Here is a 17,415-nt window from a genome sequence, read left to right as displayed (position 1 = left end):
CAAATTTTGGCGCATAGCCTGCTGGTTATATCTAATCAGCTTACTTATCTATGGCTTTTATGTTATTGTTATTTCTCTGTAAAATTAAATAAGCAATTTCAAATTAGATGAACTTTACCCTTTTTAGGTATTGCCTATTTTAAACATCACTTGATGTTTCTACCTGACAATTAATAAAAGCGCTTAATACTCGATTGAGTATTAAGCGCTTTTATTAATTGTTTATGCTATACCAATGCTTGTGCAGCAGTAATAATAGCTACTTTATATACATCTTCTTCATTAGCGCCACGCGATAAGTCAGATACAGGTTTTGCCAACCCTTGAAGAATGGGCCCAATTGCTTCATAGCCACCTAAGCGCTGTGCAATCTTATAACCGATATTCCCTGCCTCTAAACTCGGAAAAACAAATGTATTTGCTTGTCCAGCTACAGATGAGTTGGGTGCTTTAGCTTCACCAACTGAAGGGACAAAGGCCGCATCAAACTGTAATTCACCATCAATTTGATCTGCTAACTCGGGTGCCATCTCTTTAGCCAATTTGGTTGCTTCAGCTACTTTATCAACCAAAGCCGATTTTGCTGACCCCTTAGTTGAAAATGATAACATAGCGATTTTTGGTTCAATATCAAAAACTTGAGCTGTTTTTGCTGATTGTATAGCAATTTCAGCCATTGTAGGTGCATCAATATCAATATTGATTGCAGCATCAGCAAATACATAACGTTCATCGCCTTTTTGCATGATAAATGCACCCGAAATACGTGATGAGCCTGGGGCAGTTTTGATTAATTGTAATGCTGGACGAACTGTGTCCCCTGTTGGATGTGTTGCACCAGAAACCATGCCATCTGCCTTACCAGTATAGACAAGCATTGTACCAAAGTAGTTTTCATCTTTTAACCACTTGGTAGCAGTGTCTACATCTGTTTTACCCTTACGACGTGCCACTAAGGCGGCATTTAGTTCTGCTAATAGAGAAGGATCATACTGTTTTGGATCAATAATTTCAATACCAGATAAATCAAATTGATGCCCAGCTGCAGTATGTTCAATAACCTTCTTATCGCCTAACAAAATTGGCTCAATCAATCCTTCACTTGCTAGTCTAACAGCAGCTCCTTGGATACGCACATCTGTGCCTTCTGGAAAAACAATACGCTTATTTTGTCCGTTAATTTTATGTTTTAATTGTTCAAATAATTCAACCATAATACTTCCTCCAGTATACTTTATCACTGTTCATTCTTTACATTTTCATTGTAACAGAAGCATTGGTATTTGTCTTTGATTTTCAGTATATTTGTGATTTTTTTCACTCAATCTAACCAATCAATTGCCTGTCGACCATTTTTGCTCAAAAAATCATTGGCTTTTGAGAACGGTTGGCTACCAAAAAAACCGCGATATGCTGATAAAGGGCTTGGATGCGCTGACACAATTACAAGATGTCTGGACTCGTCAATAAATTTACGTTTAGATTGTGCATATTTTCCCCATAGAATAAAGACTTTTGGATTTTCATCCTCCGAAGCAATTTGAATAACCGCATCGGTGAGCGGTTCCCACACACCACCGGCATGCGCATTAGCGTGTCCTTCAGGTACGGTCAAAACTGCGTTTAGTAACAATACACCTTGGGTTGCCCAGGATGTGAGATCATGTGATGCTCGTTTCCCAATATCAGTAGTTAACTCAGTCAAAATATTACGTAATGATGGCGGTGCTGATGTCGTATCTGGTACTGAAAAACTCAGTCCTTGTGCTTGCCCAAACTCATGATAGGGATCTTGTCCCATGATCACTACTTTTGTATTTTTTAATTGGGTGGCGAACAGTGCCGCAAAAACTCTATCTCGTGGTGGGAAAATAGTTTGGCCTTGGTAAATATTATCTAGAAAGACTTTTATTTCTGCCAACTGTTCTGATGATAACTTATGCTTAATATAAGGTGCCCAAGATGTATTTGTTAATAACATATTTAATCTGCTTTCGTGTTAGAATTATGGTAAAGAGGAATAACCATGACGCAATACTACTTAAGACAACGGCATAGCATTAGCGATGGCGTTAACATTGTATTTGATGAAAATTTCCAAGCAAGTTACCTAGTCTCTGGTCGTAGTGGTAAAAAACATGATGAATTACATGTGCAAGATATGTCCGGTACTGTTCTTGTCCGTATTAAACAAACCTCATTTGGTATTATACCAAGATTTATCTTAAAATACCGTGGTCATGTCGTTGGTTCCATCAGTTTGACTTTCGGTCATTTTGGCGATATTGTTTACGTACGCCACTTGAGTTGGTTGATTTCTGGTAATTTCATTGCTAATCGATACTTCATTACCCACAATACCAAAAAATTACTCAGTGTCAAGCCCGATACCCGCCCAGATGGTATTTATAATAAATTAACAGTAACATTTGATTCCCAGGCACCTGTTCATATCGCCATTGCTGCACTACTTGATATCTGGGGTACAAAATCAAATCCACTAACTCATCTCAAGTGGTTACCAGGTAATAACTTAAATTATCGTCAAACCTATATGAAATAAATAGTGCATTTAATAATCATAAAAAAACTCAGAAAAAATCTGAGTTTTTTTAATATATTATTTCAAAGGCAAATTAATTCACTAACTGAATAGTATCAAGCCTCAACTTCGAGCTCAGTTAACACCGTATTTCTAGCTTTTTCTAAGTTTGCTAAAGCTGATAACGTTTGTTCTTCATTGCGTGTTTTCAAACCACAATCTGGATTTACCCAGAACTGCTTATCGTCAATTACTTTTAGACCACGACGAATATTATCAGCAATTTCTTCAACAGTTGGAATACGTGGTGAATGGATATCATAGACACCCAAACCAATTTGCTTGTCATAATCAACCGCTTCAAAAGCTGAAATAATTTCACCGTGTGAACGCGATGTTTCAATTGAAATTACGTCCGCATCCAAGTCTGAAATGGTACTAATAATATCTTCAAAATCTGAATAACACATATGCGTATGAATTTGTGTTTCATCACGCACACCAGTCGTTGTAATTTTGAAAGAGTAAACTGCTTCGTCCAAATAGTTTTGCCAATTGCGTTTTTTCAATGGTAACCCTTCGCGCAACGCAGGTTCATCAACTTGAATAATATTAATTCCCGCTTTTTCCAAATTAATGACTTCTTGACGTAAGGCCAAAGCAATTTGATTTTGCACATCAGCGCGTTTGATATCGTTACGGACAAATGACCAGTTGATTATCGTCAAAGGTGCTGTCAACATCCCCTTCACAGGCTTCTCTGTTTGTGATTGGGCGTAAGTTGATGCTGCTACTGTAATTGGTTCTATGTAATCAACGTCTCCAAAAATAACTGGTGGGCGAACACCACGAGAACCATAAGATTGTACCCAACCATTTTGTGTTGCATAAAAGCCATCAAGTTTCTGACCAAAATACTCAACCATATCTGTTCGTTCAAATTCACCATGAACCAAAACATCCAAACCTAAATCTTCTTGTAATTTAATCCAACGTGTCGTTTCTAATTTAATGAATGCATCATATTGATCATCTGTGAGATGACCCTTACGCCACGCTGCACGTTTTGCGCGCACTTCTGTAGATTGAGGAAAGGATCCAATTGTAGTTGTTGGTAACTTTGGCAAATGCAACTGTGCCTGTTGTAGCTTTGAACGCTCAGCATAAGTACTATGACGTTCAACATGTGACTGATCCAAATTTTTGATAGCTGTTTGAACTGTCACATTATTACGTGCTTTTGATTCGTTCAACGCTTTCAATGCTGCAGCATTTTCAGTAAAACTAACGCGCGTATCATCACCGTTTAATGTTTGCGTTAATGTCACAATTTCTGGCAGCTTTTCATCTGCAAAGGCTAAGCCACCCAGTAACTCTGGACCTGCTGCTGTTTCGTATTTCGTGGTAATTGGTACATGCAACAATGTGTTTGATGGTTGAATCCATAATTCTGAAGAAATACCTTGCAATTCAGTAACTAATTGCAATTTTTTTGACAAATCAGCGGTCCAAACATTATGTCCATCAATCACACCAGCTGCCAAAATTTTTTCTTTTGGAAAACCAAATTCACGGATATGTCTCAAGTTCTCACCATTGCCATTAACAAAATCAAGACCCACAGCCTGAACAGGTAAATTAACGACTGATTGATATGGGTCAATGGCATCAAAATAAGTTTGTAATTCGATATTGAGCTTTGGTGCCGCTGCTCTAAGCGCCTCAATTGCGCGGCGATATGGTTTTACCTCTTCTTCATGTGCCACTTTAACCAAGCTTGGTTCATCAAGTTGCACCCAGTCCACACCCGCATCCTGTAATTCTTTAAACACTTGTTGATACAATGGTAAAATACTATCAAGTAAGATATCAATATCTTTTTCAGTTGAAACATAGTCGCCATGTAACTTACCCAATTTAATCAGTGTTACCGGTCCGACAATAACCGGCTTCCCATTAATTCCTAATTCATTTTTAGCTTCTTGCCAATACTTTAACCATCGATTTTCTAGCAAACGTGGTTGTGTATTATCAAATTCTGGCACAGTATAGTGGTAATTAATATTGAACCATTTCGTCATATCGGCAGCGACGTTGTCTTTATTCCCACGAGCAATATCATAGTATTGATCTAAGGTCAATTTTTCCGTGTAAGAGCCAAAACGTGTGGGTACAATATTGAAAGCTACTGAAGTATCTAGTACATGATCATAATTTGAATTATCAGCAACAGGAACAATATCAATGCCTGCATCAATTTGCTTTTTTAAATTCGTTAAGCGAATTTCTTTTGACGTAACATGAAATTCTTTTTCTGTCACGTCACCTTTCCAGTAAGATTCTAATAATTTTTTCCATTCACGATGTTCACCCAAACGTGGATAACCAAGGTTTGATGATTTTACTGTTGTCATATTTTTCTCCTAATTAGCTCAAGTTAAAAGTGATAGTCTTCGTAAACATGAATGTCACTTTTAACACGGTATGATATCTATTAACTGACAGCATCACATGACATAATCCATCGCACCACTACCTGTCAAAAATATTGCAGTCACAATTTTATCAGCATGTAAATAATAAATTTTTTGACAATAACTGGTCATCGCCGACCCCTTTCTAATAAGTTGTATAGCCAATTTTTTCGTTTCTTAAAACTCAACAAACAAAAATCCCGCAGACTAAAAATTAGTCTGCGGGACGAAATCTCGTGTTACCACCCGGTTTTTATGTATCTGCAAAAAAAAACAATACACCTCTCTATTGATCGCAAGGGTATGATTCGAAAATATCTGTACATACCCCTTAAGGAATCAATGACGCTGTAACGGGCTCACCCGAGCATGACTTATATCGTATCGGCTAATGAGCCGGCGTGTACTCGCCACACAGTAACTCCAAGACCATTTTCCTGATTATCAGCTGTTTACTCTCACCAAACGCAAACTCTCTTTTAGCGCTAAATCAATACTTATCTCTTCACTGTTATGAATATATTATCAAAATCTCATTTTATTGTCAATAAAATTTCATGGAAAATCCAAAGATTTTGATTGAATATCCTGATTAATTACTGGTAACATGCTTTTCAGCACACTTGGACGATTCATTGCGTATAAATGTATCCCATCAACACCATGGTTTAATAGATCATGAATTTGTTCAAGTGCGTACTCAATGCCAGCTTGCTTCAAACTATCTGGCTGGTTTTCATATTTATGAATAATTTTAACTAAACGTGATGGTAGGGATGACCCAATCATGTACGTCATACGTTCTACCTGTGCTTTATTAATAATAGGCATCACACCTGCAGAAACAGGCACTTTAATGTAATTGCTCTTTAAGGCATCTTGCATATTGTAATACACATCATTTTCAAAGAAAAATTGGGAAATCAAGAAATCAGTGCCACTGACAACCTTTTCTTTGACACCCGCCACACTAATACCAGTCACAGGATTGTCAACATGTCCTTCAGGATAGATTGCTGCACCAATATTAAATTGATTAAATTGCTTGATATCATGTATTAAATCTTTGGCATAAGGATAATATGTGTTCACATAATCTGCATCTGGTAAATCACCACGTAATGCTAGAATGTTTTCAATACCGGCTTGTTTGATATCGGCTAACTGATCCTGCAAAACTTCCGGTGTTTGATTGATACCTGTTAAATGATGAAGCGCTGTCACTCCAAAATGTTCTTGAATGTATTGTGCCAAATCACGTGTTTTGATATTATTACCAGAACCACCCGCACCATATGTCACACTAATGTAGTCCACGCCTAAAGCAAGTGGATCAACGTCGTTCAAAGTTTGATACAGTGATTCAATATCACCTTCTTTTTTTGGTGGGAAAATTTCAAATGATAATACTGGCGCTGGTTTTGTGTGATATATTTCAGATATTTTAGTCATAGTTCTTATCCTTTATAATTAATTGTGTTATCAATTCTATTCAGAACATGACTGCATCTACTGCTCCACACCCTTTCAAAAAAACATTCGTAGTTATCTTCTCACCGTGCAAATAATATATTTTAAAAGCTGTTACCATTGTCGTCTCTCTTCATTCGTTATTATCCAACCACATAAATTTATTCAGTTGCCGTCCCAATTAGTTTTTGTGCATGATAATAGAAAGCCCCGCCGTATGAATCGTATAAGCCGATGATAAAAATAATCCTGTGCCAATACCACTAGCCAAACCAATCATTTGTATTTGTCTTGAACTCATTGCACGCTTTAATTATTTTGCCATATTGCCCTTCTATTTTCTATCCAATTATTCATTTCATCATATTATAATGCAACAAAAAATCCCACAGTTTGAACCTAATCAAACTGTGGGACGAATTATCGCGTTACCACCCAGCATTTATATGTTTAAAAAACATACCTCACACAATCACTTTTATTTTGCTTTGAAAATATCTGAACAAAATAATAGGAATTATGGTAGCTATAACGGGCTCTCCCGGACATTGCTCACACCGTATCAACATATGAGTTGGCGTATGCTCACAATGACATTTCTCCAAGACCATTTTCATATAATTACGTCATCTACTTGCACCAAACGTAGACTCTCTTAGAACGCTTATCACATTACTTATCTTTTCATCGTTGAACATATGTTATCAAGTATAACTTCATGTGTCAAGCTTTAATTTGTAATTGATTACTAACCTTAACCGCCAAGATAAGCTTGACGAACATCGGCTGATGCTAATAATTCTTCTCCGGTGCCTGTTGCAGTAATTTTACCACCTTCAATTACATAGCCCCGATCAGCTATTTTTAACGCCTGATTAGCATTTTGCTCAATCACTAGCACCGTCACACCAGTATCTCGGATATTTTGAATAATATCAAATATTTTTTGAATGTAAAGTGGCGCAAGTCCCATTGAAGGCTCGTCTAATAAAATGATTTTTGGCTTTGCCATTAAGGCACGGCCAATAGCGAGCATTTGTTGTTCCCCACCTGACAACGTTGCCGCATCCTGATTTCGACGATCTTTTAAAATTGGAAAATGCTCATATACAGCTTCATAAGCCGCATTATTTTGAGATTTACCAGAAATTGTAAAAGCGCCAAGTTGTAGGTTTTCTTGAACACTCATACCCGGAAACACACGACGTCCCTCCGGTACGTGAACAATACCACTGCGAACACGCCTTTCAGATGGCATACGATTTAAAATTTGGTGTTCAAAAGAAATAATACCGTCAGCGACTTTCTCTAATCCAGAAATTGTACGTAAAATTGTACTTTTCCCTGCACCATTAGCCCCGATTAATGTGACGATTTCACCACTATTAACAGAAAAACTCACACCACGAACGGCCTTAATCGCACCGTAATTCACACTTAAATTATCCACTTTCAACAATTCTTCAGCCATTATCAACCTTCTTCCCCCAGGTAAGCTTTAATTACTGCTGGATTATTTTGAATTTCAATTGGTGTTCCCGTTGCCAAAACTTTCCCATATTCTAATACATAAAGTCTTTCACTGACAGCCATGACCAAGTTCATATCATGCTCTATCAAAATAATAGTCATTTTAAACTGCACTTGAATTTGCTTGATTAAATCTGTCAATTCTTTCGTTTCTTGAGGATTCATACCAGCGGCAGGCTCATCTAAAAATAGAATTGCCGGTTTAGTCGCCAATGCACGAACAATTTCCAACCGTCGTTGTTGACCATAAGATAAATTATCTGCTAACTCATCTGCTACATTTGTCATACCAAAAATGTCGAGCAATGCCATCGCCTGTTGTTGACGTTTTTCTTCATTTTTATAGAAACTTGGTGTACGTAATATTGCCTGCAAAGAATATGACTTATTTTTAGCAGTCATAGCAATCAATACATTTTCTAGCACTGTTCTACTTTTAAATAAGCGAATATTTTGAAAAGTACGGGCAATACCTAATTGTGAACGTTTATATGGTGACAATTGATTAATATTGATCAGTTTATCATTACTAAAAATTGATACTTCACCATTAGTTGGTTTATAAACACCTGTTAGTAAATTAAATAATGTTGTTTTTCCAGCACCGTTTGGTCCAATAAGTCCAACAAGCTCATTTTCACGTGCTTCTATTGATACTTGATCAACAGCTGTCACACCACCAAATCTCACACTCAGATCACGCGTTTTTAGAATGGTCCTTGTCATTATCGCCTCCTGAACTAAATAGCATTGTCTTTAAAGAAAATTCGAACGTACCAAGCAAACCTTGTGGTCTAAATAGCATCACAATAATTAAGATTAAAGCATAAATAACCATACGTAATGAACCAAAGCTTTGTAATACAACATCCAAAATTCCCAACGCAACAGCTGTTATTACAGTACCGCTAATTGACCCAATACCACCTAAAACAACAATAATCAAAATTGTAATACTTTGCATAAAGGAATAATCTTGTGGTGAAACCGATTGGATAAAGCTAGCACGTAAGCCACCTGCAAGTGCTGCTAACATCGCTCCAATAACAAACGCAATAACTTTATATTTTGTCGTGTTAATACCTAAAGATTCAGCTGCAATTTCATTATCACGAACTGCAATAATTGCACGTCCTGTTGTACTACGAACTAAATTCACAACAACAATAATCGTTAATACACTTAATCCAAACACTACTTGCCAATTCACAAAAGATGGAATAGCAAAAATACCGGCCGGACCGCGAGTGATTTTTAAATTCATAATTAAAATACGAATAATTTCTGCAACACCAAGTGTTGCAATGGCTAAATAATCTCCACGTAAACGTAATGTTGGTATACCCACAATTAAAGCAACAATACCACTTAACGTGGCGCCAATCAATAAGCTAATAACAAAACCAAATACTGTTGGAATAGCTGTAGCAATTAATGCGGTAGCATAAGCGCCAATGGCCATAAATCCAGCATGTCCAAGTGAGAATTGACCAGACATTCCAATTACCAAATTTAGACCAACCGCTGCAATTAAATTAATCCCAATCAATACAATAGTTGTCATGCCATATGGACCAATAATATTGAAAATGGTCATAACAAAAATTAAAATAAATATCATCAAAGCCAATGTAGCCCAGCTCAACGTATACTTTATATGCGTTTTATCCATGAACTTACACCTTTTCCCGCTTATTTTTACCTAAAATACCAGTAGGCTTTAACAACAAAATAATAATTAATATTGCATAAACAATAGCATCTTTGTAGTTCGATAAACCAACCGCTTGCGCCATTGTTTCTAATATGCCAATTAACCAACCACCCAGCGCTGCGCCAGGAATAATCCCAATACCACCTAACACGGCCGCAACAAAGGCTTTAATTCCTGGTGTCATGCCCATCAATGGATCAATATTATTGTAATAAAGGCCAATTAATACACCACCCGCAGCTGCTAAGGCAGACCCGATCGCAAAGGTAAATGAAATCGTACGACTAACGTTAATACCCATTAAAATGGCTGCTTCTTCATCAGCAGAGACAGCGCGCATGGCACGTCCCATTTTTGTCCTTTTAACAATTAGATGCAATAATATCATCAAAGCAACTGCTGTTGTCACAATAATAATTTGAATATTGGAAATTTGTAAAGCACCAAAATGATATTGTGTTGTTTCAATTGCCTGTGGAAACGCTCTTTTATCGGAACCATAAAGGTAACTCATCCCATTTTGCAAAAAAAACGAGACCCCTAAAGCAGAAATTAACACAGCAATTCTTGGTGAGTGACGCAGTGGTCGATAAGCTATAAATTCAATCAACATACCCAAAACCGAACAGATAGCCATTGATAAAATTAAAGCAATAAAGAAATTCAAATGCATGACTCTAATAAAAAAATAACCAAAATATGCACCCAGCATGTAAACATCACCATGCGCAAAATTAATTAGTTTAATAATACCGTAAACCATCGTGTATCCTAAAGCTAATAATGCATAGACACTTCCAAGAATGACACCGTTGATTAATTGTTGAATTATACTCGACACAACATCCACCTTTTATTTAACAACCGTTGCGGTTGTATCTTTTCCATCTTTTACGCCAACCATAACAATGGGTTTCTGAGGATTATGGAATTCATCCATTGTCATTTCACCAGTTGCACCTTCAAAATTCTTAATATTAGCTAAACCAGTTGTAATTTTAGCCTTATCTATTGATTTTTCATCTTCAATGGCTTGCTTAATCATATAAACAGCATCATATGTTAATGCAGTAAATTGTGAAGGTTCTTGCTTATATTCTTTACGATATGCAGTCACAAAGCTTTTAGCAGCATCAGTCGATAAAGCTTGTGTTGAAAAATGTGCGGCATAATAAACATCACTTGTATTTTTATTACCAGCAATTTCAGCCAACTTTGGATCACCCAATCCATCTGGGCCAATAACTGGTACATCAATACCCATATCACGTGCTTGCTTCAAAATTGCACCGGCTTCAGTATAGTAACCGTTAATTACGATTGCATCAAATTTTTTATTCTTAATCTTTGTCAAAATTGCTTGGAAATCAGTATCACCTGCTTGATATGAATCAGTTTCAACAATATTTCCTGTATAAGCTTTTTTGAAAGCTGCTGTGATACCTGTCCCATAGTCAGAAGAATTATCTTGGAAAACAATGACATTCTTAGCTTTAATGTTATCTGTTGCAAACTTGGCCATCTTAGTACCTAAATATGAATTTTTGAATTGTGCACGGAAAACATAAGGCTGTACTTTACCATTTTTTTGAACTGAAATATTATCAGCCCCAGCAGTTGGAGAAATCATGGGTGTTTTACCTTTGGTAGCAGCTGGAATCGCTGCTTGAACAGCTGAAGTAACAACTGGTCCCACAATGGCATTTACTTGATTATTGTTTATCAAGTTTGTGGTTACAGAGGCTGCCTCAGTATTATCTGATTTACTGTCCTTGTTAACCATTTTGAATTTGTAGTTTTTACCATCGACTTTAACGCCGCCGTCATCATTAATACGTTTAACAGCAAAGTTAGCACCCTTTTGCTCGGCTTGCCCATATGCCGAAATATTACCAGATGTATCAAATACACCTCCAATTTTGATCGTATTACTTGACTTAGTGTCAGATTTTTTTGCAACACCAATCCCAATAACTGCGCCGACAATCACGACAAATGCTGATATAATGATAATAATTTTTTTCATCTTATTTATTTCTCCCAAGAGTTTTTTGAATTCAGTGTATTAAATCATTTCTAAATGTAATTGTTCTGGTTTCGCCCAGCCCATTTTACGCATGATACGATATCCGACAAACGATACAACCACCGGCACCCCAACACCAACGCCCATATATGCAGCAAACGCTACTGGGTTCGATCCGGCCAAAGCCAATGGTACAATAAATGAATTGAAGCCAATACCAGCCATAGCAAATGGTGCGGTCACATGAAATACCATTGTCGCAATAGGTGCTGCGATAGCGGCACCTATCATTGGTGGTATGATCAAAGCTGGATTTTTAGTTAAATTAGGAAATTGAATTTTCGGTGTAACAATACCTTGTGCGATTGTAGCGCCAATTTTGTTTTCGTGAAATGACATTGCAGGAAAACCGACAAATACGGCTGTTGTACCAATCAAGATTGCACCTGCTGCTTCAGGTGAAGTCACACCTGTTGCACCAATGGCAACTGCCAATGCTGCAGCAGAAGCTGGTGTCATTGTCATAGCACCAAATGCCATTGCTACAATGGCCGTACCAATCACTGGATTTATTGCAACACTTGAAGCAATAAATTGTCCAACTGCCACCAAAGCCGGTGTTGTCACTGCAGCCAAGTAATAACCACTTACTGTACCAACAATCGTTGTGGCTGCCGGTACAATTACCATATCTAATGGTGTTTTACCACTTAACCATTTTCCAAACAAAACTGCAATAATAGCAGCAATGACAGCTGATATAGGCTGACCCGTTGTAATAATAGTTGAACCTGCTGCTTGCATTCCGGCATAACCTGTAGCAGTAACACCTTGAACAGCTGAATCACTGAAGAATACCGCATTAGCACCTACTGTTGAAGCAGCCATGGCACTAAACATAACCATTGTATTCGTCTTCATTTGTGAAGCAACTGCAGCACCAAATGCAGCTGGCAACAATATTTTTGTGATTGCACCCATCTGAACCATTGGTTCCCATTGGATAAAACCTGCAATGGTCTGCAATAATAATCCCATACCCAATGTTACCAAAATAGCATTGGAAACGGCAGCCGAGGTATTATATACAATATCACGTACAGATTCTTTGGCCTCACCAACTTTTTCTTGAATCACTTCTTTGTCAACTTGACTATCCTTCATCATTGCATTTTGTGCCATAACTCTAATCTCCCTTTAATCTACACTCCAATTAAGCAGTGTAGTCATTAGGACAAAATAAAACGTCCTAACGACTACTGGTTAGGACGTTTTCACGTATATTTCCTAACCAACCACTAAGCCTGTACAAGTTTAGTGGTTGGTTCTGCTCAAATAACAACCAACTAAACTCAGATGAGAAGGAGGTTGAGGAGGAGTGTGTTATTAATTTGGTTAGTAGATACTTTGATCATAATGACTCTCCTTGTTTGAGCAATTACTTGCTTGTTTCTTGATGTTTATTACTATACATAGATTAATTTAAAATGTCAATACTTTTGATTAACTTCGTCAAAATAATTAAATTATCATTTGATTACAAGACAATATTCACTTACATTGTACCAAATAGTCTGTCGCCTGCATCACCTAAACCAGGAACAATATAACCATGTTCATTAAGCTTTTCGTCTAATGAGCCAGTATAAATATCAACATCTGGGTGTGCTTGTTGCACTGCCTCAACACCTTCAGGTGCTGAAACAAGCGTAATCAATTTGATATGTTTTGCGCCACGCTTCTTTAGTGCCAAAATAGCATCCTTCGCTGAACCTCCAGTCGCAAGCATTGGGTCAACTAATAAAACATCACGCTGATCAATATCTTCTGGCAATTTAATAAAATATTCGACCGGTTCTAGTGTTTGTTCATCACGATACATGCCTATATGCCCAATTTTTGCAGCCGGAATAAGTTGCACAATACCATCAACCATTCCCAATCCAGCACGTAAAATAGGTACAACAGCTAATTTTTTACCAGCTAATTGTTTTTTAGTTGTTGTTGCAACAGGTGTCTCAACAACAACGTCTTCCAATTGCAGATCGCGACTAGCTTCATAAGTCATTAGCATAGCAATTTCATCTACTAAAGCCCGAAAGTCTTTGGTACCGACGTTCTTATTACGAATCATCGTCAGCTTATGCTGGATTAAGGGGTGATCCATTTCAACAAATTTTCCCATGGTATTAAAGATTATATTTAACAAGACCCTCCCACCAAGCTAACTGGTATGGTCTGCCAAATATATTTCCTTTCAATTTAGTTCCAATCCTATTATAACAAAAAAGCCCCCATAACGGGGACTTTCTCATTATCTATCAGAAACTGTACCCACTGATAAACTTGTTTGCTGCTTCTGGGTTGTCGCCGCAAAAGCATATAAGACAAAGCCTACCATTGTACCGAGCAATCCGGGAACTAACCAACCAAATCCCAAAGCTGAAAACGGTATATATTGATGGTATGCTGAGACAAGGCCTTGAACAACAGTATTACTCATAAACGGTGAATTAGCCAAAGCATCTAATACGGCAGGTAACGCGACACCTATTACAACACTACGATAAACCAAGCTCGAGCGGTTAAAGTAATTAGAAAAGAGCGATAATAATATCAGAACCAAAGCAAAAGGATATAATAACATTAATACTGGAACTGACCATGCCACAATGTTGGTCAATCCGGCATTTGCAGTAACGAATGAACCAAAGGCAATAAGACGTAAAAACCAAAGATAACTTACTTTAGGAAAAGCTAAATGTAAATCTTGTGCAAATGAGACGAATAATCCCATAGCTGTCGTAAAGACAGCTAAAGTGACCAAAACACCAGTTAGCGCTGTACCAAAATTACCAGCAAAATGTGCAATGATTTGTGCAAAAGCATCACCACCATTAGCAGCGGCTTTAAATTTACCTAAGCTAGAAACACCTAGCAAAACTAAACTAGTGTAGATGACTGCTTCAAAAATAATACTCAATAAACCTGCTTTAGCTAATACTTTTGATATTTGATGGTCTCTAAATCCAAGACCTTTAACAGCATAAACAACTGATACAGCTAGCGCTAGTAATGCCAAACCGTCCATCGTGTTATAACCATCAAGTACACCTTGTAATCCAGCATTATTTTGATACGCTGTATTCACAACTTGATGTGTACCGCCCATTGGCATAAATAATGCGACCAATAAAACAACAATTAACAAACCAATAAACAATGGATTTAAATATTTACCAATATGCTTGGTGAGCTGTGACTGCTTAATTGTTAGAAAATATGCTAGTCCAAAAAACAAAGCAGAAAAAACTAACATCCCTAATTGCTGATCACGTGGGGCTAAAAATGGTGCCACTCCCATTGAAAATGCTGTTGCAGCTGTACGTGGTGTGCCAAAAAAAGGGCCAATAGTTAGATGAATAGTAACTAAAAATAATACACCAAACAAGTGTCCAACAGGTTGTGCGACATCGTAAACACTACGACTGCGCGTTACACTGACAGCTAACATGGCTAAAAATGGTACAACTGTGCCAGTTACTAAAAATCCTAAGGTAGCAGGAATCCAATTTGACCCAGATAGTTGTCCAAGTTGTACCGGAAAAATTAAATTTCCAGCACCAAAGAACATGCCAAAAATTAATGATGCGATGAGTAATAGTTGACGCCATGTTAACTTTTTTTCTACCATTATTTCTCTCCCTCAACCTTGAGTACAACTTCACCAAATCCACCAGTAAAATCAACACGCCATTCGCCAACAGTTAAATTTGGTGGTAGCAAGAATGTACCTGTTGAAGCATGTGTTCCTGCTGGAAAAGTTTTCCCCTGTGCTGCTAACTTTGCCACCAACCACTTTAATGATTCAACTGGATTTCCTAAGACTTCGCTGCCTTTCCCGTAACCTTTCTTGTTACCATCATGGGTTAAAGTGGCACTAACTTCTGCCAGTTCGTCAACAGTAAGTGTTGCGCCATCCCTCGCTTTACCTGATACGACAGCACCACCAACAGCTGTGTCACTTAAAACAAGATATTTATCTAATTTTGGAAACCAATTTTTAAAACGGGCATCTGGCACTTCTAACGCAGGTGCCACAGTTGTATTTTGTAATAATTCTTCTTTGGTCATTTTAGGTGTCAAATCAACTTTAGCTGTAAATTGAAACTCCACTTCAACTAATGGTTCATTATAATCTGCTAAATTTAAGACGTAGGGCGCTTGCACAAAACGCTGCGCTACTTGTGCACCATACAATGGTGAATCTGATGAAAACATTGCCTGTGTCTCAGGCGAAGTCAGTGAGACTTTGTATCCAGCAGTGGGTTCTTTTTTTAATGCCATCACAGCTTCTTGGACTGCGTAAGCTGTATCAAAATTATTTACTACCCCAACATATTCATCTCGATCTAGAGGTGTATTCGTCTTAAATGCCTCAAACAATTTTTGTGCGAGTGCCTGTTGTTCTAATGTTAATGTCATAATATTCTCCTTTAAAATAAAACAAAAAAGGACAAGCTACTTACGAAAGCAGCTTGTCCTTTTCGACTATCATCAGCTGCCTATCAATAGAATTGATAGGCACTGCAAAGTATCAGCACCTATCACTAAATAATGATAATGCTGATAATAATTTGTGCAGTTGTTGTAACTGATGTTATCATTTGTTTATCTCTTCTTTTATTTAATATAATAATTAAAACATATTAATTTTAAACTGTCAACCTCTAATTATTATCACACTATTATTTAGCCTTTGATACCTGTGATATTTTGTTTTTTAATCGCTTTAAGGTATAATAATATAGTTCGCACTAATAGTTTAACAGGATAAAACGGGGACCTCCTAAGTCTTTGATCCCAGTTCGAGTCTGGGTTAGTGCATAAAAAAACTGTGAATATAATATTCACAGTTTTTTTAACCTTTTATTTCTGAACGTTCAGCTATTGGTAATAAAATGTTACCAATGACACTCACTAGAATAAAACCAACGATCATTTCAAATATTGCATTAAATGAGACAATGCTTATCAGCCAACCAAGTAAGTTATGCTGCGGTATACCAGTAAAATTTGTTTGCATAATGGTGAAACCAAGCGTTGTTAACAAAACAACACCTATGGTGTTGATTAACGCAGCCAGCACCCCTAATCCACCCAAACCAAGTAGTTTAATACGATTTGGTTGTTGACGAAGTAAGCGGTTAAACAACCAGCCCACAAGATACCCTACTAAAATACGTGGTAATAATGCCGTCAATGGATTTTGGAACATTAACGAACCAATCGTTCCAGGATGAGTTATTGCGTTGATAAAAGAAAATAAACCCCAAAACATACCCACTACTGCCCCGTACTTTGGACCTAATATGACACCGGCAATAGCAACAGTGAAAGGAATGATTGTAGCACTAGCGCCAATAACAAATGCCCCTAGTGGTAATAATCCTAGCCAAGGTACGAAAAATTGTAACATGACTATCGCCACAAAAAGTGTCGTCACCACATAATATTTTATTTTATGATTTGTCATAATTAGTTTCACAATAGCTAGTATTTGATCAATAAATCACTAGCTTCTTTCCGATTAATATTTATATTATAAACTATCTTATGATATAAATATACTAAGGATTCACTCATTAAACAATAACGT

At 37.2% G+C, this 17,415-nt stretch carries 15 protein-coding genes, 1 tRNA gene and 2 other annotated features; of the genes, 2 read left to right on the top strand and 14 right to left on the bottom strand.

Features of this window, described 5'->3' with window-relative positions:
- Nucleotides 1-227: 227 nt before the first annotated feature.
- Entirely contained in the window at nucleotides 228-1,214 is a 987-nt protein-coding gene (pta, locus tag HNQ98_RS00705) for a phosphate acetyltransferase (RefSeq protein ID WP_014974566.1), read from the bottom strand.
- A gap of 107 nt (nucleotides 1,215-1,321) precedes the next feature.
- The gene (locus HNQ98_RS00700) at nucleotides 1,322-1,981 is read right to left on the bottom strand and encodes a uracil-DNA glycosylase (protein WP_135197582.1); all 660 of its coding nucleotides are present in this window, start codon (nucleotides 1,979-1,981) and stop codon (nucleotides 1,322-1,324) included.
- 45 nt (nucleotides 1,982-2,026) lie between these two features.
- Between HNQ98_RS00700 and HNQ98_RS00695 the strand changes: the two genes are divergently transcribed.
- Complete coding sequence (locus HNQ98_RS00695) at nucleotides 2,027-2,563, top strand: LURP-one-related/scramblase family protein (protein ID WP_014974568.1); 537 nt, start codon at nucleotides 2,027-2,029, stop codon at nucleotides 2,561-2,563.
- Nucleotides 2,564-2,658: 95 nt separating this feature from the next.
- Here HNQ98_RS00695 and metE read toward each other — a convergent pair whose 3' ends face one another.
- The 11 genes from metE to HNQ98_RS00640 all read right to left on the bottom strand — a co-directional run bounded on the left by metE (nucleotide 2,659) and on the right by HNQ98_RS00640 (nucleotide 16,241).
- Nucleotides 2,659-4,956, bottom strand: a complete 2,298-nt coding sequence (gene metE, locus HNQ98_RS00690) for a 5-methyltetrahydropteroyltriglutamate--homocysteine S-methyltransferase (RefSeq protein ID WP_150259504.1) — start codon at nucleotides 4,954-4,956, stop codon at nucleotides 2,659-2,661.
- A gap of 279 nt (nucleotides 4,957-5,235) precedes the next feature.
- Nucleotides 5,236-5,534: a binding site (T-box leader), on the bottom strand.
- A 37-nt stretch (nucleotides 5,535-5,571) separates the two neighbouring features.
- The gene (locus tag HNQ98_RS00685) at nucleotides 5,572-6,468 is read right to left on the bottom strand and encodes a methylenetetrahydrofolate reductase (RefSeq protein ID WP_135197584.1); all 897 of its coding nucleotides are present in this window, start codon (nucleotides 6,466-6,468) and stop codon (nucleotides 5,572-5,574) included.
- Nucleotides 6,469-6,894: 426 nt separating this feature from the next.
- Nucleotides 6,895-7,183: a binding site (T-box leader), on the bottom strand.
- A gap of 57 nt (nucleotides 7,184-7,240) precedes the next feature.
- A complete protein-coding gene (locus tag HNQ98_RS00680) occupies nucleotides 7,241-7,957 on the bottom strand; it encodes an ABC transporter ATP-binding protein (RefSeq protein WP_041773159.1) in 717 nt (238 codons plus the stop codon).
- Between the two features lie 2 nt (nucleotides 7,958-7,959).
- Nucleotides 7,960-8,742, bottom strand: coding sequence for an ABC transporter ATP-binding protein (locus HNQ98_RS00675; RefSeq protein ID WP_014974573.1), 783 nt, complete (start codon nucleotides 8,740-8,742; stop codon nucleotides 7,960-7,962).
- Nucleotides 8,714-9,688, bottom strand: a complete 975-nt coding sequence (locus HNQ98_RS00670) for a branched-chain amino acid ABC transporter permease (RefSeq protein WP_014974574.1) — start codon at nucleotides 9,686-9,688, stop codon at nucleotides 8,714-8,716. The genes HNQ98_RS00675 and HNQ98_RS00670 overlap by 29 nt, the downstream gene beginning before the upstream one ends.
- Before the next feature lie 4 nt (nucleotides 9,689-9,692).
- Nucleotides 9,693-10,571, bottom strand: coding sequence for a branched-chain amino acid ABC transporter permease (locus HNQ98_RS00665; RefSeq protein WP_014974575.1), 879 nt, complete (start codon nucleotides 10,569-10,571; stop codon nucleotides 9,693-9,695).
- A 12-nt stretch (nucleotides 10,572-10,583) separates the two neighbouring features.
- Nucleotides 10,584-11,756, bottom strand: a complete 1,173-nt coding sequence (locus HNQ98_RS00660) for an ABC transporter substrate-binding protein (protein ID WP_135197586.1) — start codon at nucleotides 11,754-11,756, stop codon at nucleotides 10,584-10,586.
- A gap of 39 nt (nucleotides 11,757-11,795) precedes the next feature.
- On the bottom strand, nucleotides 11,796-12,938 hold the full coding sequence (locus HNQ98_RS00655; protein WP_135197587.1) for a PTS sugar transporter subunit IIC: 1,143 nt from the start codon (nucleotides 12,936-12,938) through the stop codon (nucleotides 11,796-11,798).
- Nucleotides 12,939-13,311: 373 nt separating this feature from the next.
- A complete protein-coding gene (gene upp / locus HNQ98_RS00650; protein ID WP_014974578.1) occupies nucleotides 13,312-13,941 on the bottom strand; it encodes a uracil phosphoribosyltransferase in 630 nt (209 codons plus the stop codon).
- Between the two features lie 129 nt (nucleotides 13,942-14,070).
- Nucleotides 14,071-15,450 carry a branched-chain amino acid transport system II carrier protein gene (gene brnQ / locus HNQ98_RS00645; protein ID WP_135197588.1) on the bottom strand — a complete coding sequence of 460 codons (1,380 nt, stop codon included), beginning with the start codon at nucleotides 15,448-15,450 and terminating at the stop codon, nucleotides 14,071-14,073.
- Nucleotides 15,450-16,241, bottom strand: coding sequence for a 2-keto-4-pentenoate hydratase (locus HNQ98_RS00640; protein ID WP_135198164.1), 792 nt, complete (start codon nucleotides 16,239-16,241; stop codon nucleotides 15,450-15,452). The genes brnQ and HNQ98_RS00640 overlap by 1 nt, the downstream gene beginning before the upstream one ends.
- Nucleotides 16,242-16,570: 329 nt before the next feature.
- Here HNQ98_RS00640 and HNQ98_RS00635 point away from each other — a divergent pair.
- Nucleotides 16,571-16,643, top strand: a tRNA-Arg gene (locus HNQ98_RS00635).
- Between the two features lie 34 nt (nucleotides 16,644-16,677).
- Here the strand turns inward: HNQ98_RS00635 and HNQ98_RS00630 are convergent.
- The gene (locus tag HNQ98_RS00630) at nucleotides 16,678-17,292 is read right to left on the bottom strand and encodes an ECF transporter S component (RefSeq protein WP_014974580.1); all 615 of its coding nucleotides are present in this window, start codon (nucleotides 17,290-17,292) and stop codon (nucleotides 16,678-16,680) included.
- Nucleotides 17,293-17,415 lie beyond the last annotated feature (123 nt).

It is taken from the genome of Leuconostoc carnosum (assembly GCF_014207505.1).
GTDB lineage: Bacteria > Bacillota > Bacilli > Lactobacillales > Lactobacillaceae > Leuconostoc > Leuconostoc carnosum.
Note: the sequence above shows the minus strand (reverse complement) of the source record. Positions and strands in the feature narration are given on the sequence as shown.